Here is a 19,992-nt window from a genome sequence, read left to right as displayed (position 1 = left end):
GAGATGTAAGACTATACCAATTGTGATAAGGGTTATCAAAAATACACAAAAAAGTACAAAGGAGGAAAATAGTCTTAAAACCGCCTTATAGGCCCCTTATTAGTTCACCAGAATATTAAAAATAGAAAAATGGAGGTAAAAAGTAATGTCAGAAATTGAAAAAGTAGAGGTATATAATATCCGCAAAAATTCCAAAATAATAGATTTAAAAAACATGGGTGAGGTAATGCTGAATTTTGAGACGGTTACCAAAGCAGCACTAGAACGAATATTCTCTAGTCAACTTGCATATTATTTGAATACTATGGAGAGGAACGGAGAAGTTGAAACTACCACAGTAACCACTTCAGGAAATCGGGGAGGGGATAAAGCGTATCACTACGGGAAATTTGATAAGGAAGCACAGGTCATTAGTGAGTTATTCTCATTTTTTCCTTATTACTTGACTAGTCAAGGTATTAAATACGGAAGTATAACGGTTGACCCTCTTACAAAGCTTGTAAACGTACCGTTTTACGTTGAAAATAGCGATGAACTGATTCAGCACAACACAGAAGTTCACGTAATACCGAGTTTTAAATATAAGAACTATGGCTTTAAAAATAGTTACGATAAGTTACCAGTATTTGTTGTAGATGACTTCTTGAATGGAGTAGAAATAACAAAAAAAGTAGATATATGTGCTGTTATTGTTGCTGAAAGTAGAGGCAGAAAGACAGTATTAAGGGGTCTATATCAGCCTGAAAAAGGTAAACCTCGAGTATTTAATCAAGAAACAGCAAAGACTTTTGTAAAAAAATACACGTTAACGGTTAAAAGAAAAGACTATATAAATCAGCGTTTAGAACCATATTTAGAAGCTGAACAACGTGCAAAAGATGTAAAAAACAGGATAAACAAAAGATAACAGGAGGCGGATTGATGGAAAATTTAGACGAAATACAGACGATTGAAAAGCTGAAATGGTTGAGAGATAACGGAAAAGTTAAGGATTTAGAAGAATTAAAATGGATTGAATCGCAGGCAGACCAGAACATCAACGACCTTAAATTAAAAAGAAAATCGAAAATAATACTAGAGGAAATAGGGTTAGATTTAGAAGATGAAGAAGATACGGAAGAGTTCTTCATGCCTCCGATTTTTGATGATGAAAAGGACGAGTACATAGTTGATATTAATGACACAAACACACACTCTTATCAAAATTATGAACATGAAGAAGTTAAACCGATATACCAGAAATCGTTTAAAGAATTAGGTCAGGACATCAAGCAGATTAGTGGAATTGCTACGGAAAATATAAAGTACAAGAGTCAAAACATAGACAAGGAAAAGTTGAAAGAACGTGCAGATTCAACCGTTAAAGTGCTAGGTTCAATATCTGAAGTGGCAGTAAAAGTTCTAAGTGCAGTATACAAACTACCAACGAAAAGACATTTTAAAAAATTGGTAAGTTACGAAATTGACGATATAACTGAGAAATATTCAGGTAATGGAATGATTGAAGAGGGTAATAATATTGTAAAGCACCATTTTTATGTGGATTATTTGCCGAAATTAATAGTTATAGCAGGTGCTCTGTTGCTATTTGGCACGAGAGCAACTGGTTTAGGTTTGATGTTTATGCTGGCAGGGTTAATATACTATTTATTTACAGTATTAGCGTTCAATTACGAAGATAACGCCCTTTTGAACCACATTGCAGACCTCCATGATAAAGAGGGTATACGTTTAAAGGATGCCTATTACAATCATATTTTGGTGTTATATCGGTACTTTATGGAGTATCAGCAAGCACTAGGTGTAACCATTGATATGAACAAGCAATTCAAGACGGAGTGGGACAAAGATTTTGGAACGTTGTTATATTTTACGATTCGAGAGGATAAACAGAAGGTAATCACAAGTTTATCCGACCATTTAATCAGCTATTATAAGGTCGTTCCTTTCACCGACCCTTATCAACGAAAGTTAAAAATACAGCAGAATAGAGTAAGTGTTGTGATGCTCGACCAGATATTACTATCCGCAATCAATCGTGATGAGAACGTTTCAGAATTGTTTGCGCAAAAAGAAGAATACTTAAATTATTTTGTGGAATTAAAAGAGATTGCTGAAATGAAAAAGCAACAAGAGATGGAAGAAGAAAGAAGAAAACAGCAGCAAGAGTTTAAGCAAAAAATAGCACAACTGGTAAGTGAACGAGGACTTAATAACAGGACTATTAATATTTTAGAAATTATTCAGAACAAAAAAGAAGAATGGAAGTTTAATAGTTGGAAAATCGGGGAGAATGGCTTAAAAGGTAATGACATTTACATTCAGATACGTTGCCGATTTCTTCAAGATGGAAATATTAAAACCATCAATAACTTAAAGAATCAAATAGAAAGCCAGTTCAGGAGCCAGATACTGGTTAAACCTCTTCAAGACAGGGGAAGTTTCAGCCTTTACGTGCTGTTTGAACCGACCTTAGATATGTATACTATGAAAGTTGCGGATGTTCAAAGTTTTAACGAGCAGGACAAGGTATTTGTAGGTCAATCAATGACCGGGCCATTGACTGCAGACTGGAACTATAACGCAAACCATATGGTAATAGGGGGTAAATCAGGTAGTGGTAAATCAGTGCAGATTATTAACTTATTAACTCAATTGTCCTATTTGGAAAGCTTTAAGTACAGACGTATGTTTATAACGTCAAGTAGTAAAATTGGTGACTTTACACCGTTTGCCGAAAAAGGAGCATTGGTTACTTCTGGTGTTGAAAAACAGGAAAAAGTATTCGAATATGTACTTAAAAAACTTGAAGAAAGGGAAGAATTATTCTTTAAATCGGGAGTATCTAATATTAAAGACTACAACAAGAAATATCCAGATAATTCAATGGAGTTTATAGTGCTACTTGCTGACGAATGGGAAAACAGTAGGGGGACATTAGATACTAAACTTGCCAAGCGCTTAGAGGGTTTAATCGTACAGATATTGAACATCGCAAGAAGTAGTGGATGTTTAGTAATGATAGGTGCGCAAAGTATATTAAAAGGCGATATTGGTACAGTAGTGGACAAGATGTTTGTGAAATATAGTGGTTCAAATAATAAGAACATTTTAAATACTATTGACCCTGAAATAGCTAATTACTACAGCACTTTAGACAGAAAACCGCAGGGAGTGTTCTTCTATAGCTCAGAAAACACACCAGCGACAGAGGAAAGCCTGTATTTTGGAGATACTAATTATACCTTGATTCAAACGCCTTATCTAACAGACATTGAACCTCGTAATTTACCTGAATTATTGGGTGCAGAAGAGGAAAGGGCAATAATTTCAGGGGAAGATGTCGAGCTGTCTGCAGTTTCAACTGTAGATATAGAAGACACAACTGCAGAAGACTTAGGTATCGAAGAAGAAAATAACGACATATTAGACATATACGATATTTAAAGGGAGGGATGAAATGGTTGAATTAATTGGGATTTTTATTATAAGTTTTGTGATTTTTGGAAGTACGATTTACAGGTTATTCTTATTTACCAAACAAGGACACACGCATCACGACATTTATGAACAAAGAAAATATGGAATAGAACCAGACAGGTCGGATGACCATGAAGAAACTGTAACGTTTGACGAGTCTTCCTCCTTAGAACGAGAGGGGGAAGGTCATTGAAGGCTAAGAGTATTTTGAAAGCAGCATTATTAGTAACTGTATATCTAATAATTACTTTAATATCAGTAATTAATGACAATCCAATAATCAAATATCAGCTTAGATGTAGAGCGCCTAATGATGAATATACAGAAATAATTGAAACTTTAAACTACAGTGATTCAGCAACGTTTTGTGTTGATAATTTAAGGGAAAACGGGGCGTACGGGTTCTATATACCTGTTACAGAATACATATACCTAGATGATAGTTTAAAACAGCCTGAACGGACGATATACCACGAGTATTCACACCATTTAATGAGTCTGTACGGACTTGATAAGGCGGAGCAATACTTTGAATACGTTGATGAAGAGCATATAACAGATATAATTGCTTATCTACTCTTAGAAATTAGAGGATATGAAGTAGACTTCAATGACCTTAGCTATGTAACGGGTGTAGACTTAGAATATTTAGAAGAAAATCAAGCCTTTAGAGATTATGTAAGTGACGTAGTGCTGTTTGAAATACAGGCTGAAAGTTAGAAATTTTTCACAATTTAAAGGTTGTTAGATGGTGTCAATTATTCAAATATTTGATACCGATAGGTAAGTATTGATAAATCGGTACTTACGTTGGTGTCATAATTCGGTGTCAGTTAGATATAAAAAATAGTAAGTTATAAGATCGGGCAATCGCCCGATCTTATATAATAGAAAATTCAAAGGGGAAGATTGAATGGTTAAATATGGATATCATAGAGTTTCAACTCTGAAACAGGAACTTGAAGGTGGAATACATAAGTTAAAAGATTTAGGTATTGAAGAAAATAATATATACTATGAAAAAGTATCAGGAAAATCAAGAAAAGACAGAATACAGCTTAATCTACTTCTGCAGAAAGTGGAAAAGGATGATGAGGTTATTGTATTAAAAATTGACCGATTGGCTAGGAGTATTGTGGATTTAAACTACATAGTGCAAGAATTGAAGAATAAAGGCGTTACGTTGATATTTTTAAAGGAGAATTTGACCTTTCAGAATGATGATAATCCGATGAATCAGTTATTATTAAATGTTATGGGTAGCTTTGCCGAGTTTGAACGTTCTATTATTGTAAATCGGATGAACGAAGGTAAACAATACAAATTAGAAACAGACCCAGACTTTAAATTAGGCCGGAAGAAAAAATACAGTAAAAAGCAGCTAAATCATGCAGTTAGCTTGTTAGATAGTAATAGTTATACCGAAGTGGAGAAGTTGACAGGTATATCAAAAAGTACATTAATAAGATTTAAAGGTAGAAGTAAAGAGCAATAGATAGAAACAATAAAACCACCTTCATTTAGGTGGTTTTATAATGGATTAAATATAATCCAATTCCAATAATTTTTGAGTTATCCACTTACCTTTAATCCAGAAATTTTGTCGGTATATTGATATACCGTTGACAGTCTCTGTTTTATCTGAGGAATCACTTCCGGTGCCACGTAAAAAAACGGGGTAATCTTTGGACTTTGGAAAATTAATACTAGTACTTGTTAATCCGTTTTTGTTTATCTTAGGCTGACCTTTGTTTGGTCCTGTGTTATAACGAATAACCGTCTCTTCTAACTTGTTGTTCATCAGTAAATCCCGAGTGTCATCCCAAGTTCTTTTTACTTCTTGCTCAATAAATTCATCTGAAAATGATAATCGTTTGAAACCTAAAAACTTATTATCTAGTAGTTTATCGTTTCTATTTTGCTCTTCAAATATAATGAATAGAAATTGATTTTGACCAAAATACTCGTATATACTTGAATCTTCGAAATTGATTTTTTCATCTTTCCATTCTGTAAAATCAATTGTTTGAAGTTTAGTATCTTCCGTTCGATAACCTTTGCTGGTGATAGTAATTGTTTTGGATATTAGACCAATTTCGCTGAATAATTCAATGCTGGACATTTTCTTTGATTTTGCCCCGAACATACTTGTTACTATTTGTTCAGTTACATTTTTAGAAACGTCATCTTTACTAGTTAGTTTGGCAGGTATATCAAATATATGTAATAGTTCCTTCACTGATTTACCCTTATACAACACTGAAAAATGCCTTAACCGTTCTTCTAATTCGCTAAAAGATGTTATAGAGTCTTCTAACTGTTCAAACTTTCTTCCAAAATACTGTTGAACGATAGTAGAAACAGCTGCTCTTTTTAGCCGAAAACGAGGACGATTGGGCCACTTAGGTGAAGTATCAATCATCATCAAATGTGGGCGCAATTCTGACGAAATTCTGGGATATCCATCGTTTGGTTTGATGTTATCTTCTTGTATAGAGTGTATAAAGTTTTTTACGATTTTCCAGTCTTTTTCAAGAATTTCTTGTTCATCCTCATTAAATTGGTGTAACTCGTATCCTTTAACGGGGAAATTCGCATATCCAGAAGCTGGAACAGTTGTTTTAGAGTCGTATAAATAGTATACCAGTAGCATGTGCTTTAATTTGTGCCAAAACATTGAGCTAAGAAAGTCTTCATATACAATATTTTCTGGAGAAACAGCTGTAATGGTCATAGGTTCTTTTGCCTCGTAATGGTTAGCAGTATTCTTATGTTCTTTTATTCGTATACCCGTTGTCTTGACTTCTGTATCAACACCATCTACTATAATGTCTGCTTCTTGTTTATTGTCACTAGGATATTCTAAAACAGATTCTTCAATTACGTCACCAGCGATTCCTGTGATTTTAGGATGTTTTATTGTTTTCTCAAAGACATTATTTTTATCTATATCACCGAGTGTCTTATTTAGAACACTTCCCAATATATCGTTAATTTCTGACTCTGTAAAAATCCTGTCTAACCTAGTATATATTTTGTCAAACTGTGCCATATTGCACCTCTTTGCTATATATTATATACTAACATCTTATCATAAAAGGCTTTAGATTTTCATTAGACTGAGGTATAATTAAAAAAGGTATACGAAAGGATGTTCGCATAGAAATGACATCGTCATTAAACATATTAGAGCTATTTGCTGGTGTTGGAGGCTTTCGAATTGGATTTGAAAATTCTAACCCTGAACTATTTAAAACAAAGTGGTCCAATCAATGGGAACCATCTACTAAATCTCAGGATGCATTTGAAGTTTACAATTTACACTTTCCCGACTCAGAGAATATAAATGAGAATATTGAAAAAATACCTGACGAAACTTTCAAAAAGATGGATGCTGATATTATTGTCGGAGGTTTTCCTTGCCAAGATTACAGTGTTGCAAGGTCTCGTAGCGGAGAATTAGGTATGCAAGGTAAAAAGGGAGTTTTATTTTGGGATATCATACGTGCAACTGAAATAATTCGTCCGCAGTATTTAGTTTTAGAAAATGTAGATAGACTACTGAAATCACCGACTAACCAACGTGGTCGAGATTTTGCGGTGATGTTGTCAGCATTTAATAAATTGAATTATTCAGTAGAGTGGAGAGTAATTAATGCAGCGGAGTATGGTCGCGCACAAAGAAGAAGAAGAGTATTCTTTTTCATTTATAGAAACGACACACCATTCGCATTGAAAACAGATAAAAAATATGAACCTCAAAATGCGAAAGAATTATATAGTGATACGTTGTATGATAATTATATGTTCGAAGATGGTTTATTTGCTAGTGAGTTCCCTATAATGAAAGTTAAATACAAACAAAGATTCAACAGTAGTACTTTATCCGAAGATATTGTGGAGGTATCGGATAACTTTTCAGGACAATTTTGGAATACCGGTGTGATGAGGCATGGTCGTTACTTCACACTTGACTCAGTACCTACCAATTCTGAGAAGCCGATAACACTCGGTGAAATACTTCAATCAGAAGATGAGGTGCCAGAAGAGTTTTATATCACAGATGAAAAAAGGTTGGCAAAATTCAAATATCTCCGCGGTTCTAAAAAAATTGAGCGAGTATCTGCAAATGGACATACTTACACATATTCAGAAGGTGGTATGTCTGAAACTGATGACCTTAATTTGCCAGCACGAACCATGCTTACGAGTGAGGGTTCAACAAATCGTTCAACACATTTAATCAAAGTGAACGAAAGATATAGAATGCTGACACCAATTGAAGCTGAAAGATTACAAGATTTTCCAGATGATTGGACAGAATATAAATTATCTAAAAATGGAAAGAAAGTAAAGGTTACAACCAGTAGGAGACGTTTCTTTATGGGGAATGCACTCGTAACTGAAGTTGTGCGCCGCATTGCTGACAGAATAGAAGTAATTACAGGAGATACTGCAAAAGAAATAGTTGAAAAAGAATTATCAAATAAATAGCAATAAAGTAATCCTTAAAATCAAATAAATAAGAAGAAATCCTGTTCATTTACAGGGTTTCTTTTTACATAATAATCTAAACAGGTTGACAAACTAGTACAGGGTTTGATCTCCCCATCAAAGTATTATAATTTATTTGTTCAAAAAATAGGGAGTATTGTGTGTTAAATTATTCATTTATATTATCGAATAACGTCTTAAGTTACTTATAAATCAGAATGGTGGTAAATATGGAGAATAAAAATGACTTACTAAATAAAGTAGTTAAAGTAGTCTATTTTGATGAGAATAGTGCTCTGGACTATTTAGATATTAGATACAAAGGAAGATATAAGATTGAAGAAGCAAATGAGAATAAAAAAAGTAAAAGGAGAAAAAGAAGAGGAGAAGCTAAGTTTGGATTAGGTGCTAAGTTATCAAAGTTGATAAGTATCATTAGTTTTAATGGGGAAGTTAATGCGGAGTACAGTGCTGAAAGAGAAAGAAGTAATGATAATCTCATTAAATCATCTGTTTCGAATACAATATTGACAGGGTTTTTAGAAGAGCTTAGTGAATATATTATAGAATTTGATGGTTATAAATTAAAAATGCTAGAAAATTCCTTTGCTTATATGAAGTCTTTTACACCTTTTTTGAAATTGTTAGAACAAGATTCTTTAAACGTTGATAACTCAGCAGGCATTAAACTAAATTCATTAGACGATATCCTAACTGAATCTAAAGGCTATTACGAGTTCGTTGCTAAGAAAAAAGGTAAAAAGGATATAGTTCTAAGATTTAATAATTCTGCATTGAAAAATAACTATAGATTCAACGATTTTAATAACATGAATATCACGTCTTACGGTATAAAAGTAGGTACAATAGATAGAAATAGTATAGATATGGACGGTTTTTTTGAAAGCTTCAAAAATGATTCTACTATTGACTCTGAAGAAATTATTGATATTTATAAGCGGTTTGATAGGGATGAGAATCAAACAGGAAAAGAAGAAACTGAAGGCAATCAATCTGAAACTGAACCTAATCACGACTTGTTAGACTTATACGACGTAGTATTGGCGGGGGTAAAATATGTTAAAAGTTAATGTTTTTAACGGACCAAGAGATAGTTTTGAAGATTACATTAAAGAGCTAGATGGCTTTGTTACATTGACTGAAGTGGTCGAGATTTCTGATAGAATTCATCAGGCGAACTTACATGTAAATAGAAAAGACTATGAAGAATTATCCAATAGAGGCAGTATTGTACTTGAATCAGACCAACTAGTTTGTTTTTCAGAAGAGTTTAACGGTATTAATGAAAGTTTAATTCTCAATTTTTTTAGACATTTGAACAAGTATAATTTAGCAAACATTTATCTTCAAAATCCTCCTCAAAAAGTTTTGGACCAAATGAAAACACGAGAGATAGAAGTGATAACTGACTCTTATGAGTACAAAACTGTAACAAAAGAACAAATTAAAAGGATTAATTATAATATTGAGAATATAATAATCGGACAGCCGGGTATAAAAACAGAATTACTTACTAACCTAATGCTATTATTAAATAAAGACAGGAATAAACCTGTAACTTTATTGTTTTATGGTCCAACAGGTGTAGGTAAAACAGAAACTGCAAGGTATTTAGCTAAAGAAATAGGGCAAGAATTGTTTAGACAACAACTTTCGATGTATCAAAACAATAATGCCCACGAGTATTTATATGGAGGTAAGGTTGGAAAACCTTCACTCGCCTATGAATTAATCAATAGAAGGTCTAACGTTGTACTACTTGATGAATTCGGACTCTTGCAGCCCCATTTTTATAGTGCTTTCTACGAACTTTTCGATGAAGGTATATTTAGCGATAATGTTTACAAAGTTAAAATGTTTAACTCTATAATTATATGTACTTCAAATTTTAAAGACTTAGAGGACATAAAAAAATCAATTAGTCCTCCTATGTATTCAAGGTTCGACGGATTCATCAAATTTACACAAATCAATCAAGAAGAAATGAAAATAATAATTAACAAAAAAGTCGAAAATTCATTTCAGGAGCAACCTGTTGAAAATCAAAAGAAAATAGATAAAGAAAAAGTAAAACGGATTTTATATGAAGATATAGAAAATGTGGAAAATGTAAGAGATGCTAATAGGAAAATTGACAAATTAATCCAGTATCAGTTATTAAATGATTTACTAGAAAATGATTGAAAAGAAAGCCCATAGATTATATTTTATCCAGTAATTAATGAAAGTAAGAACGTTATCAAGAATATTCCAATCCCACCTGCAATTAGAAAAAATATTATTATAGCTAAACAGCTACCGAAACAACCTCTTAACATAATATGTACGCCTCCTAGAAGTATCTTATCTATTTTCAGGATACAATATTTATAGGTTTGTGTCCGCCCGTATCTGTTTATTTATTATAATGAATCTTGAAGTTGCGTCTCAATTATGGCAAATCCTAAATATTGAGCAATTTATTAAGCATGTGCGTGTTGTTGTTAAACAATATAAATTGCCCACGATTTGCCCACGAGCGCCCACGTTAAACCTGTGATTTGCCCCTGTTTAATGTTTTGTAGTATATTTACAGAGGGTTTTGAAATGTGGTGACACGTAGGAAGTATTAGAAAGATGCACCACCATAGCGCTACTACACCGTGCCACTATACACTTTAGCGCACGATTGACAATCGAGTTGTAGCAGAGAGCCCTGCTTGCGGAGTTTTTTTTTGAAATAAAACACATATACGCCGCTTTAGCTCAGCAGGTAGAGCGCATCCATGGTAAGGATGAGGTCGCCGGTTCAAGCCCGGCAAGTGGCTTAGATAAAGATATCACTTAACTGTGGTGTCTTTTTTTGTATGAACATAACCATCTTGAACCTAAATAAGAGCTGGAACCAGTGAAGATGAGCATATCAGCTGTAATTTTGAAGGCAATAAGGTAATGTATCCCTATAAAAGTTTACAAAAGATAAGGGAGAGAAAAAGAATGAAGAAATTATGGTTAGTGGGGATAGCACTGCTCATAATGGCAGGCTGTGATAACGGGGAGGTTCCGTCTTCTGCTGATGACGAAGTGGTTTCAGAAGACATTGAGGAACCGGTTGACACAGAAGACGACGAGAGTGAAGGTGAAGTGGCCCCTGTCACAGATGATTCAGTGGACACAGAAGAAGTGGAACAGGGAGAAGAAATGGCTTTTGTTCTGCAGATATCAGATGAAGCCAGTGGACTCTCTGCCGAGAATGATGAAGTCCTTTCATTATTGAAAGGGTTGGTTGAGGAGTCAGTGACAGGCGAATTAGGAGAGGATGGGGAAGTCCGTGCTCAATATTCAGGTCTGTTCCTGACAGATGAGACAAGCCTATTGTACGTGGTCTTTCTGCTTTCAAACCGGTCTCAGGAAACCATGACGAATATAGGTCTGACACTTTCTGTTGTTACTGATGATACGACAATTTTTGAAAACAAGCAGATCTATCTTGACCAAGAACATTTTGGCGTGCTGGAACCTAATACTGTCATGCCCGTGTATGTTGAACTAGATGTTAGTCAGCTAGGTGTAATAGAGGAATTAAGTGACAGTCGTCAAGAAACAACCTATATAAGCAATGTCATGTATGATATTCCAGGAGAAAACCCAGATTCCAGAGATCCTGAAGGCTACGAAGCCGGCTATCGTCCGGAGTATATATTAATGGAGTCTGAGAATGGGCAAAGCAGGTCCGGAGAATGGGAAGAGAATAGTCCAGAGCTGGAATATGTGATACCTGAGAATCTAGAAGATGAAGACATTAGCTTAGCCCTATTGCAGGTCGAGAATGTCCTTGATCTTGCCCAGGCTGAATCAATAGCCAATGATGTGACGATTTTCTGGACTGGAGTTGCACAGCAGAATGTCGAAGAAGATAACTGGGAAGGTATATTCTTACTCATGAACAGGACAGGGATGGATTACAAGAATATCGAATTTGGGTTTACACTTGAAGATGAGACAGGAAATGTCGTATTTGAGAACCAGAGCATTTCCTTACCGGAAGATGAATTTGGCGTGTTTAGAGATGGAACGATGATACCGATTTTTATACCCATTCCTGATGAGGGTGAAGAAGCATTCATGGGAATTCTTGAACGTTACGGTGCAATGTACAGATTCGAATCATGGGAAGCTGAATGATAGAAGGAAGTGCAAGATAGTTACTGTCAGTACTTGGATATAAAAGATATATACTAATACGAAAAAACTCCTCATTTTGTATAGAGGAGTTTTTTTTGATCTATTATATCGAGAATAATAATAAGAGGAACAACAGTAAGAGATATGGTATTGTGTTTGGTATATTTAACAGTGACTTATAAGAGAGTAAATGAATGTATTACTTCTTCTATAAGTACTCACAATTATCCTAAATCAATCCAAAGTGCTTGAAGGCATTGTACAATCCGTCGTTTTCTACATCATCTGTGATATAGTCGGCCATTTCTTTGATCTCAGGTCCACCGTTGCCCAAAGCGACACCCGTTGTGCAGTATTCGAGCATCGGAATATCCACTTTTGCATCTCCAAAGGCAATGGTGTGTTTGTTCGATTTCTTTAAATGGGTCATAAGTAAATCTAAAGCTGTCTGTTTATCAATATTTTCCAAGGCAACATCTCCAAACAAAGCAGTTTCTCCTGCACCGCCCCAGGTTCCTACTTTAAAGTCACTGAACACTTCTCTAGCTTCCAGATAATCATTGTAATGATCCAGAAGAAAACTGATTTTATTTACCTTTTCACGATACAGGTCTTCACCAAAAATCATTTCCGGGAAGACGTCTTTTATAGTTAAGCGGTCGGCGTCTTCCTTACCTTTGCGGGCACTGTATATTTGAATAGTCTTCTGGGCTTTCTCTGCAAAGTATTCACTGCCATACAATCCTTCATTACTTTCCAGGTAAAATTCAAGTCCTTTGCCATGCAGCCAATCTACGATCTTTCTGCAGCCATCGTAGGTGAGACTGCGTTCAGCAATGACTTTTCCGTCACTCTCGATATAACTGCCGTTTCCGCCAATGTATCCGTCAAAACCTATAGCCAGTATTTCTTCGTACATCTCAGCTTTGCTGCGTCCAGTGACTGTATATATTTTATGGCCGTTTTTTTGAGCGAGTTTAATTGCCGTGACTGCACTTTCCGGCAGCTTATTTTCATAGGTAACCAATGTCCCGTCCACATCTAAGAATACATAATGTCTATCCACTTTATTGTCCTCCTTGATTTATGTGTCACTAGTACCAAACAATATCTAAAAAGAAAACCTGAATAACCACCGGCTAAGACACTCGTCTCGTCGGTCAGTTATTCAGGTTTTGCCTAGTCGAACTAGTCACAATCCTTATTTATCTATAGTATACCAGATATTATCGGCTTTTCCAGATGCTCATTCATTACTTTCATATTCCAGGATATCACCAGGCTGACAGTTCAGCGCTTTGCATAGTGCCTCTAGAGTCGAGAAACGGACAGCTGCAGCCTTTCCTGTCTTCAGCTTGGATAAATTCACGTTGGAGATACCGACTTCTTCTGCCAGATCCTTAAGGAGAATTTTCCGGTCAGCCATAACTCGGTCTAATCTAACTATAATTGGCATGAAATAAAACCTCCTTTAAACTGTCTCATCTGATAGTGTCTGTAGTTCGATACCATAATTAAATATTTCAGCAGCAACGTAGAGGATCAGTCCGATCACAAAGTAACTGCTTAGAGAGAAGAAGAAGTAGCTTGCATCTTCTGCAAGAAGAGTTACTAAACCGGAATAGATGATAGGGGTGACAGCATCAAATCCGATCATGATATAACTTATCTTCTTTAAGTTCATCTGGAGAGAAGGGTGTATATCCTTCATAGAGTTTGTCGAAAAGCTGACTTCCTTTCAGTAATACATAAACATGGATAAGCGAGAATATTGGAACAGCAAATAAAGCAGCACGCTCCAATACCTCATCGGTAATAGGATTTCTTTGAAATTGAAAAAAGGTAAAGCCGGCAGGTTCAAATTGTAATGAACCATTAGCTCTGAAAAGAGTAACATAAAGGCCGACTACTATTATAAAAATAAACATTCCGGCTAGTACTTTAAATATCACAGATCACTAGTGTTGCATAAAACTTAGAATAAATGATTTTCACACATTGTTACTTTCATCACAAGTATTTTTCGTTAAAATTTCCAAAAAAGTCAATTGCTGGCGCAAGGGATGACTTTTTCCAGAAATTTTTAGGGTTATTCAGTTGTGGATTAGTCCATTTGTACTCTCTTTCACTTAACCAGGTGCGAACGATTCTTTGAAATACGCAAACGGTTCATACTGTAACACTCTGATTTGTCTCAAAACAGTGAAGTGGCTTGATTTCAAGCGTAATTGCAGTTTCATCAGTAACGTCAGTAAGTAGACAATCATCGCAAGAATCGCTTGATTCTCTACGCCTTGTTCAGACTGTGAATAGTACGTTTTAATGGTCAAATGTTGTTTGATGTGCTTGAAAAACAACTCGATCTGCCATCTTGATTGATACATCTTTCCGATAGCCTCTGCTGAAAGGTCCATTCGGTTCGTCAGGATACGTAGATTTGATTGATGCTTGCGTTCAATCGTTACTAAGCGAAACAAACCCGTCAGGTAGGTCGATTTTCCCAGCTGAACCAATTGATCACTGATAATCCCTGATTCATGAGACACTTCCAGGTGCGCTTGAACATGAACGGCTGTATTCTTTTTAATGCGGGAAACGAAAAAGTAGCCCTCCCAGTTCATTTGATCAAACTGAGCGAAATCCAGATACCCGCGATCAAAAACATAGGTCGCCCGTTTCTCATTGATAAAGACGTTCAAGTGATCATGGTCGTGTTCAGATGCATGGGACAGTTCGAATTGTTCAGGGTGCACCCATCCTTCTTTCATATGACAGACCTTTAAGTGCAGTTTGATTCCCGACTTAGTCGGGCGAAACGTGCCCCAGGGATACCGTGTTTTATTCAGTGAAAAAGTGGACGAATCAATTAGAAACACTCTTTCTTTTGATTGCACACTGTTTTTTCATGAACCAATGAAAGTAATTGCGTGAAAATATCCATCAAAACAGAGGGTTCGATCTTTCGTAAGGCACGTGATAATTGAGAGAAGCTAATGGACTCAATATCTATCACTTTTTTTAAGTTTGGGTTGACCAACTGTTGATCCAAATGCCGTAGGCTATCGGTTTTATCATTAATCGCATAGAGAAAGAGTTTCAGTACTTTTTTAAACGTTAATTTTTTTGAATACCGATCAAACTGGCCGATAGCCTGTCGAGACGTTTCACTTAATGTTTCTAAAGAAATGTAGGAAAACCATTTATTTATGGTCATTTTTGTTTTATACTTATCCATGCTGTAAGTCCTTTGTTTTGGTCTTGGATAAGTCATCCAACCCCATTATAAAGGACTTTTTCATGTGTTGAAACAGTTAAAATTTTTAATGCAACACTAGTGATTTAAAATGAACTAAACGAATCGATGCTTCGAATATAAGATGTAAACATCTGTTTCGCACTATCGTCTTATTGTAAGCATATTCACCTGGCATTACACAGCAAAGGGTGTGATGTCTCAATTATGAAGGCATCTTAGTGTAAAGTGGTACTTCCTCGAAATCATTTCTTTTTGATCGAGATATGCTTTCCTGTAAATAAAAAAGCTGTGCAGCAAGTTGCCGCACAGCTTTTTTATTATGACTGGGCTACTAGGATTCGAACCTAGGAATGACGAGACCAAAACCCGTTGCCTTACCACTTGGCTATAGCCCAATAATATAAAATGGAGGGAGTAGGATTTGAACCTACGAACCCGAAGGAACGGATTTACAGTCCGCCGCGTTTGGCCACTTCGCTATCCCTCCGTATTAACAAAAACACTAGACTAGACAATGCCGGCTAAAGGATTTGAACCCTCGACCCACTGATTACGATTCAGTTGCTCTACCAACTGAGCTAAGCCGGCATTACTGACACTTACTAATAAAGTGTGATGACCCCTACGGGATTCGAACCCGTGTTACCGCCGTGAAAGGGCGGTGTCTTAACCGCTTGACCAAGGGGCCAGTCATCTTGTACTTTTTAAGCACAAGATATATTCTATAATGGATACGAGTGATTGTCAATAAGATTTAGTAAAATTAACATTATTTAATCAAACGCCTGAACATGTTCGTACTTGTCAGGTTTTCTTTTGAACAGTTCGACCACATATGGGCAGATTGGATAGATCTTCTTCTGCTCTTTCTGCATCTCTTCAACCACACGGTCAACCAGCTGCTCTGCTACCCCCTGGCCTCTCAAAGAAGGGTCTACAAAAGTATGATCAACTCCCACCCTGTCTCCCTGGGAAACCCAAGTGATTTCAGCTAGTAACTGCCCGTCTTCTTCTTTATAGAAGCGGTTATTCCCTTTAGAAAATTCCATATTCTCACCTCTTTTACATGTGTTCATCAATTATAGCATAAAGACTAGCCCTTTCAAACATAAGCGGTTTCAACTCTCTATGTGTTACTGATTGAACTTCTTCTATAAGAAGGTTAAAGTTATAAGAGAGATGATACCTTAACAATAGGAGGTCATTATTATGATAACCCTGTTAAACCGGCTATATCAAAAATCGCTTCATCTTACATCTTTTTTTCTAAGCTGGAAAGACCCAGAGCTGCTTAAAGGACCTGGATCCGTTCATTCCTTGCCAGACATCATTCGCTCTCACAGCTGTCAGCGTGTACTGATTTTAACGGACTCTGGGATTACCCGTGCTGGAGTATTGAACAAGCTCAAAACTTGCCTGGACCAGTCAGACATCAGTTACACTATTTTTAGTGATATCGAAGCTAATCCGAGCATTCGTACCATTGAAAGAGCAGCTGTCAGATACAACAGCTTTCATTCAGATTGCATAGTGGCGGTTGGAGGTGGGTCAGTGCTTGATGCTGCAAAAGCGGCATCTATTATTATAGGAAAACCTCAAAAATCACTTAAATCATTTAAGGGGCTGCTTAAAATCAGACATGCTCTTCCTCCTCTTATCGCTGTACCGACAACCGCTGGTACTGGAAGCGAGGCGACTGCAGCTGCGGTTGTGTCAGACCCGGAGAAAAAGGAAAAGTTCACGATTATGGACCCCTCTCTGATTCCGGATTACGCTGTTCTTGATCCAGTCCTTCTTAAAAGTCTTCCGCCACAGCTCACTGCAGAAACAGGGATGGATGCCTTGACTCATGCTGTCGAAGCCTATATCGGTCGAAGCAACACATCAGCAACTAGACGGTTGAGTGAAGAAGCGATTCTTCTCATCCACTCCAACTTGCTTCAATCTTATAATAACGGGTCAGACTTAACCGCAAGAGAAAATATGCTGATGGCATCCTATAAAGCCGGACAAGCTTTTACACGAGCGTATGTCGGAAACATCCATGCCATTTCTCATGCCCTAACGGCTTTCTACGGCGCTCCTCATGGTCGGACGAATGCCATGCTGCTGCCAGTCGTTCTAAGATATTACGAATCTGCTGTTCAACCTGATCTTTCAAGACTATCTGACAAGCTTGGACTGACTGAAAGTTCAGCATCAGAGAAAGAGAAAGCAGAAGCATTCATTAGTTGGATAGAGAAACTAAATCAGAAGATGACTATTCCGGACAAACTGGATAGGGTCCAGAAGAAAGATTATCTCCCTCTTTCCCGGCATGCCATCAAGGAAGCTAATCCGTTATATCCGGTCCCGGTAATGTTCACTTCAGACGATTTCACAGCTATTTTAGACCTCATATCAAACTAAAACGCATTAAGAAAGGATTTTTACCATGAGTATTGAAACCATTGCAAAAAAACAGAGAAATTACTTTTATCAGGGAGAGACTTTATCTGTAGACTTTCGAAAAAAACAGCTGATGAAGCTGAAGAAAACGCTCATCGCTCATCAGGATGACATAGTCGAGGCTGTCCACAAGGATTTCGGCAAGTCATCCTTCGAGACTTATGTCACTGAAATTCAAGTCGTCTATGATGAGATAAACTATATGCTTAAGAATCTGAAGAAACTGGCGAAACCCCAGAAAGTTCGTACGCCTCTGTTGCATTTTTATTCAAAAAGTAAAATTATGCATGACCCATTGGGAACCGTTCTGATCATTTCTCCGTGGAACTACCCTCTTGCACTAGCACTGACCCCACTTGCAGGCGCCATTGCGGCTGGAAACTGTGCGGTCATCAAGCCCTCAGAGGTGAGTTCTCATACCTCTGCGCTGATCAGTAAGATAATTACTGAAAATTTTGACGAACAGTATCTAACTGTATACGAAGGGGAAGCGGACACGACCCAGACCTTATTAAAACAGGGATTCGATCATTGTTTCTTTACTGGAAGCACTGAAGTAGGCAAAAAAATCATGCAGACTGCCAGTGAGACACTTACTCCAGTCACTCTTGAATTGGGTGGAAAAAGCCCCTGTGTCGTGACGGAGGATGCAGACATTGTGAAGGCTGCCTGTCGTATCGTATGGGGTAAGTTTGTCAATGCAGGACAGACGTGTATTGCTCCTGATTTCGTCCTGGTGCACGAATCTGTTAAACATAGACTGATCCTTATGATCCAAGAGGTCCTCAGACGCTTCTACGGAGAACAGCCTTTAGAAAATGATGACTATGCTCGTATTATTACTGAAAAACACTTTGATCGACTTGTTGGGCTTATGGATAATGAATCTATTCTTCATGGAGGAGAATACAGCAGAGACACCCTATCTATTGCCCCTACATTGGTTGACGATCCAGACTGGGACAGTCAGATTATGACGGAGGAAATTTTCGGGCCGCTTCTACCGATTATTGGGTATGACTCAATCGTCGATACAGTCCATACTCTCCAGGACCGTCCTAAACCACTGGCTTTCTATCTTTTTACTGAATCTGAGGTTTATAAGGAGTTCGTTATGGGATCTCTGTCATTTGGCGGAGGTTGCATCAATGATACACTGATTCACTTCGCCAATCTTAATATGCCGTTCGGCGGAGTCGGCCATAGCGGTATGGGGAATTACCATGGAAAATATAGTTTCGATACATTTACCCATTCTAAAAGCGTGACTGAAAAGACAACACTGTTCGATATTCCTCTACGGTACCCTCCATACAGTAGTAAGGTGATGGACTGGCTTAAAAAGATGATGTAATTTTTTCAATTAAATAGTATATAGGCGTGGCCGCTAATGGTCACGCCTGTTTGTTATAACGCTACGGATTAAATAATTAATGTTTATCGTTAATTTATTGTTGACAGTCATTAGTTTCAAGGAGTATGATATAGCCATCAAAGAAAAAAGTGGTTTCCAAATATGAATATCAAAAAGTTTCAGTTCATCTGTCGTTTTACATCTGTGATCACTAGTGTTGCATAAAACTTAGAATAAATAGGTTTTATAGGTTGTTACTTTTATCACAAGTAGTTTTCGTTAAAATTTCCAAAAAAGTCAATTGCTGGCGCAAGGGATGACTTTTTCCAGAAATTTTTAGGGTTATTCAGTTGTGGATTAGTCTTTTTGTACTCTCTTTCACTTAACCAGGTGCGAACGATTCTTTGAAACACTCAAATGGTTCATACTGTAACGCTCTGATTTGTCTCAAAATAGTGAAGAGGGTTGATTTCAACCTTAATTCTAGTTTCATCAGTAACGTCAATAAGTAGACAATCATCGCAAGAATCACTTGATTCTCTACGCCTTGTTCAGACTGTGAATAGTACGTTTTAATGGTCAAATGTTGTTTGATGTGCTTGAAAAACAACTCGATCTGCCATCTTGATTGATACATCTTTCCGATAGCCTCTGCTGAAAGATCCATTCGGTTCGTCAGGATACGTAGATTCGATTGATGCTTACGTTCAATCGTTACTAAGCGAAACAAACCCGTCAGGTAGGTCGATTTTCCCAGCTGAACCAATTGATCACT

Annotated in this window: 20 protein-coding genes and 5 tRNA genes; 12 read left to right on the top strand and 13 right to left on the bottom strand. The window is 36.7% G+C overall.

Annotated elements, in window-relative coordinates; translation table 11 throughout:
- Positions 1-145 precede the first annotated feature (145 nt).
- From ACYQ4S_RS04190 to ACYQ4S_RS04170, 5 genes are all read left to right on the top strand, one after another.
- Positions 146-907 carry a hypothetical protein gene (locus ACYQ4S_RS04190; protein ID WP_459769560.1) on the top strand — a complete coding sequence of 254 codons (762 nt, stop codon included), beginning with the start codon at positions 146-148 and terminating at the stop codon, positions 905-907.
- A 14-nt stretch (positions 908-921) separates the two neighbouring features.
- A complete protein-coding gene (locus tag ACYQ4S_RS04185) occupies positions 922-3,447 on the top strand; it encodes an FtsK/SpoIIIE domain-containing protein (protein ID WP_459769558.1) in 2,526 nt (841 codons plus the stop codon).
- Between the two features lie 13 nt (positions 3,448-3,460).
- The gene (locus ACYQ4S_RS04180) at positions 3,461-3,673 is read left to right on the top strand and encodes a hypothetical protein (RefSeq protein WP_459769557.1); all 213 of its coding nucleotides are present in this window, start codon (positions 3,461-3,463) and stop codon (positions 3,671-3,673) included.
- Entirely contained in the window at positions 3,670-4,200 is a 531-nt protein-coding gene (locus tag ACYQ4S_RS04175) for a hypothetical protein (RefSeq protein ID WP_459769555.1), read from the top strand. Before ACYQ4S_RS04180 ends, ACYQ4S_RS04175 begins: the two co-directional genes overlap by 4 nt.
- A 193-nt stretch (positions 4,201-4,393) precedes the next feature.
- Positions 4,394-4,975 (top strand): recombinase family protein, encoded by a 582-nt coding sequence (locus tag ACYQ4S_RS04170; RefSeq protein WP_459769554.1) that lies wholly within the window; start codon positions 4,394-4,396, stop codon positions 4,973-4,975.
- A 45-nt stretch (positions 4,976-5,020) separates the two neighbouring features.
- On the opposite strand, the gene ACYQ4S_RS04165 is transcribed toward ACYQ4S_RS04170, so the two are convergent.
- A complete protein-coding gene (locus tag ACYQ4S_RS04165; protein WP_459769552.1) occupies positions 5,021-6,532 on the bottom strand; it encodes a MutH/Sau3AI family endonuclease in 1,512 nt (503 codons plus the stop codon).
- 113 nt (positions 6,533-6,645) lie between these two features.
- Between ACYQ4S_RS04165 and dcm the strand changes: the two genes are divergently transcribed.
- The 5 genes from dcm (at position 6,646) to ACYQ4S_RS04140 (ending at position 12,159) form a co-directional block, all read left to right on the top strand.
- A complete protein-coding gene (gene dcm, locus ACYQ4S_RS04160) occupies positions 6,646-7,974 on the top strand; it encodes a DNA (cytosine-5-)-methyltransferase (protein ID WP_459769550.1) in 1,329 nt (442 codons plus the stop codon).
- Positions 7,975-8,204: 230 nt separating this feature from the next.
- Positions 8,205-9,065 (top strand): DUF6414 family protein, encoded by an 861-nt coding sequence (locus ACYQ4S_RS04155; protein WP_459769548.1) that lies wholly within the window; start codon positions 8,205-8,207, stop codon positions 9,063-9,065.
- Complete coding sequence (locus ACYQ4S_RS04150) at positions 9,052-10,179, top strand: AAA family ATPase (RefSeq protein ID WP_459769546.1); 1,128 nt, start codon at positions 9,052-9,054, stop codon at positions 10,177-10,179. The genes ACYQ4S_RS04155 and ACYQ4S_RS04150 overlap by 14 nt, the downstream gene beginning before the upstream one ends.
- Before the next feature lie 550 nt (positions 10,180-10,729).
- Positions 10,730-10,802 (top strand) — tRNA-Thr (locus ACYQ4S_RS04145).
- Positions 10,803-10,971: 169 nt separating this feature from the next.
- A complete protein-coding gene (locus ACYQ4S_RS04140) occupies positions 10,972-12,159 on the top strand; it encodes a hypothetical protein (RefSeq protein ID WP_346025009.1) in 1,188 nt (395 codons plus the stop codon).
- A gap of 229 nt (positions 12,160-12,388) precedes the next feature.
- Here ACYQ4S_RS04140 and ACYQ4S_RS04135 read toward each other — a convergent pair whose 3' ends face one another.
- From ACYQ4S_RS04135 to ACYQ4S_RS04085, 11 genes are all read right to left on the bottom strand, one after another.
- Positions 12,389-13,225, bottom strand: coding sequence for an HAD family hydrolase (locus ACYQ4S_RS04135; protein ID WP_346025008.1), 837 nt, complete (start codon positions 13,223-13,225; stop codon positions 12,389-12,391).
- 180 nt (positions 13,226-13,405) lie between these two features.
- The gene (locus ACYQ4S_RS04130) at positions 13,406-13,615 is read right to left on the bottom strand and encodes a helix-turn-helix domain-containing protein (protein ID WP_346025007.1); all 210 of its coding nucleotides are present in this window, start codon (positions 13,613-13,615) and stop codon (positions 13,406-13,408) included.
- A 15-nt stretch (positions 13,616-13,630) separates the two neighbouring features.
- Positions 13,631-13,816 (bottom strand): hypothetical protein, encoded by a 186-nt coding sequence (locus ACYQ4S_RS04125; RefSeq protein ID WP_346025006.1) that lies wholly within the window; start codon positions 13,814-13,816, stop codon positions 13,631-13,633.
- On the bottom strand, positions 13,803-14,087 hold the full coding sequence (locus ACYQ4S_RS04120; RefSeq protein WP_459769543.1) for a hypothetical protein: 285 nt from the start codon (positions 14,085-14,087) through the stop codon (positions 13,803-13,805). Before ACYQ4S_RS04120 ends, ACYQ4S_RS04125 begins: the two co-directional genes overlap by 14 nt.
- A gap of 201 nt (positions 14,088-14,288) precedes the next feature.
- Positions 14,289-15,035, bottom strand: coding sequence for an IS4 family transposase (locus ACYQ4S_RS04115; RefSeq protein ID WP_459769577.1), 747 nt, complete (start codon positions 15,033-15,035; stop codon positions 14,289-14,291).
- The gene (locus ACYQ4S_RS04110) at positions 15,026-15,394 is read right to left on the bottom strand and encodes a hypothetical protein (protein ID WP_459769541.1); all 369 of its coding nucleotides are present in this window, start codon (positions 15,392-15,394) and stop codon (positions 15,026-15,028) included. Before ACYQ4S_RS04110 ends, ACYQ4S_RS04115 begins: the two co-directional genes overlap by 10 nt.
- A 344-nt stretch (positions 15,395-15,738) precedes the next feature.
- A tRNA-Gln gene (locus ACYQ4S_RS04105) sits at positions 15,739-15,810 on the bottom strand.
- 11 nt (positions 15,811-15,821) lie between these two features.
- A tRNA-Tyr gene (locus tag ACYQ4S_RS04100) sits at positions 15,822-15,902 on the bottom strand.
- A 28-nt stretch (positions 15,903-15,930) separates the two neighbouring features.
- Positions 15,931-16,003: transfer RNA gene (locus ACYQ4S_RS04095), tRNA-Thr, on the bottom strand.
- A gap of 28 nt (positions 16,004-16,031) precedes the next feature.
- A tRNA-Glu gene (locus ACYQ4S_RS04090) sits at positions 16,032-16,103 on the bottom strand.
- 85 nt (positions 16,104-16,188) lie between these two features.
- Positions 16,189-16,464, bottom strand: coding sequence for a GNAT family N-acetyltransferase (locus ACYQ4S_RS04085; RefSeq protein WP_091266147.1), 276 nt, complete (start codon positions 16,462-16,464; stop codon positions 16,189-16,191).
- 160 nt (positions 16,465-16,624) lie between these two features.
- On the opposite strand from ACYQ4S_RS04085, the gene ACYQ4S_RS04080 reads away from it, so the two are divergent.
- Together ACYQ4S_RS04080 and ACYQ4S_RS04075 are read left to right on the top strand one after the other, a co-directional pair.
- Entirely contained in the window at positions 16,625-17,824 is a 1,200-nt protein-coding gene (locus ACYQ4S_RS04080; protein ID WP_459769539.1) for an iron-containing alcohol dehydrogenase, read from the top strand.
- A 25-nt stretch (positions 17,825-17,849) separates the two neighbouring features.
- The gene (locus ACYQ4S_RS04075) at positions 17,850-19,217 is read left to right on the top strand and encodes an aldehyde dehydrogenase (protein WP_346025002.1); all 1,368 of its coding nucleotides are present in this window, start codon (positions 17,850-17,852) and stop codon (positions 19,215-19,217) included.
- Positions 19,218-19,599: 382 nt separating this feature from the next.
- Here the strand turns inward: ACYQ4S_RS04075 and ACYQ4S_RS04070 are convergent.
- A partial coding sequence (locus tag ACYQ4S_RS04070; protein ID WP_459769537.1) for a transposase occupies positions 19,600-19,992 on the bottom strand: 393 nt, incomplete at its 5' end.

The sequence above is a fragment of the Alkalibacterium sp. s-m-28 genome (assembly GCF_054658175.1).
Note: the sequence above shows the minus strand (reverse complement) of the source record. Positions and strands in the feature narration are given on the sequence as shown.

Excerpts from the sequence above, each read along its gene's own strand:
- ACYQ4S_RS04130 (WP_346025007.1), bottom strand. The coding sequence starts at position 13,615 with ATGCCAATTATAGTTAGATTAGACCGAGTTATGGCTGACCGGAAAATT.
- ACYQ4S_RS04165 (WP_459769552.1), bottom strand. The coding sequence starts at position 6,532 with ATGGCACAGTTTGACAAAATATATACTAGGTTAGACAGGATTTTTACA.
- ACYQ4S_RS04075 (WP_346025002.1), top strand. The coding sequence starts at position 17,850 with ATGAGTATTGAAACCATTGCAAAAAAACAGAGAAATTACTTTTATCAG.
- ACYQ4S_RS04170 (WP_459769554.1), top strand. The coding sequence starts at position 4,394 with ATGGTTAAATATGGATATCATAGAGTTTCAACTCTGAAACAGGAACTT.
- ACYQ4S_RS04190 (WP_459769560.1), top strand. The coding sequence starts at position 146 with ATGTCAGAAATTGAAAAAGTAGAGGTATATAATATCCGCAAAAATTCC.
- ACYQ4S_RS04085 (WP_091266147.1), bottom strand. The coding sequence starts at position 16,464 with ATGGAATTTTCTAAAGGGAATAACCGCTTCTATAAAGAAGAAGACGGG.
- dcm (WP_459769550.1), top strand. The coding sequence starts at position 6,646 with ATGACATCGTCATTAAACATATTAGAGCTATTTGCTGGTGTTGGAGGC.
- ACYQ4S_RS04080 (WP_459769539.1), top strand. The coding sequence starts at position 16,625 with ATGATAACCCTGTTAAACCGGCTATATCAAAAATCGCTTCATCTTACA.
- ACYQ4S_RS04140 (WP_346025009.1), top strand. The coding sequence starts at position 10,972 with ATGAAGAAATTATGGTTAGTGGGGATAGCACTGCTCATAATGGCAGGC.
- ACYQ4S_RS04125 (WP_346025006.1), bottom strand. The coding sequence starts at position 13,816 with ATGATCGGATTTGATGCTGTCACCCCTATCATCTATTCCGGTTTAGTA.
- ACYQ4S_RS04180 (WP_459769557.1), top strand. The coding sequence starts at position 3,461 with ATGGTTGAATTAATTGGGATTTTTATTATAAGTTTTGTGATTTTTGGA.
- ACYQ4S_RS04185 (WP_459769558.1), top strand. The coding sequence starts at position 922 with ATGGAAAATTTAGACGAAATACAGACGATTGAAAAGCTGAAATGGTTG.
- ACYQ4S_RS04120 (WP_459769543.1), bottom strand. The coding sequence starts at position 14,087 with ATGTTTATTTTTATAATAGTAGTCGGCCTTTATGTTACTCTTTTCAGA.
- ACYQ4S_RS04150 (WP_459769546.1), top strand. The coding sequence starts at position 9,052 with ATGTTAAAAGTTAATGTTTTTAACGGACCAAGAGATAGTTTTGAAGAT.
- ACYQ4S_RS04155 (WP_459769548.1), top strand. The coding sequence starts at position 8,205 with ATGGAGAATAAAAATGACTTACTAAATAAAGTAGTTAAAGTAGTCTAT.
- ACYQ4S_RS04110 (WP_459769541.1), bottom strand. The coding sequence starts at position 15,394 with ATGGATAAGTATAAAACAAAAATGACCATAAATAAATGGTTTTCCTAC.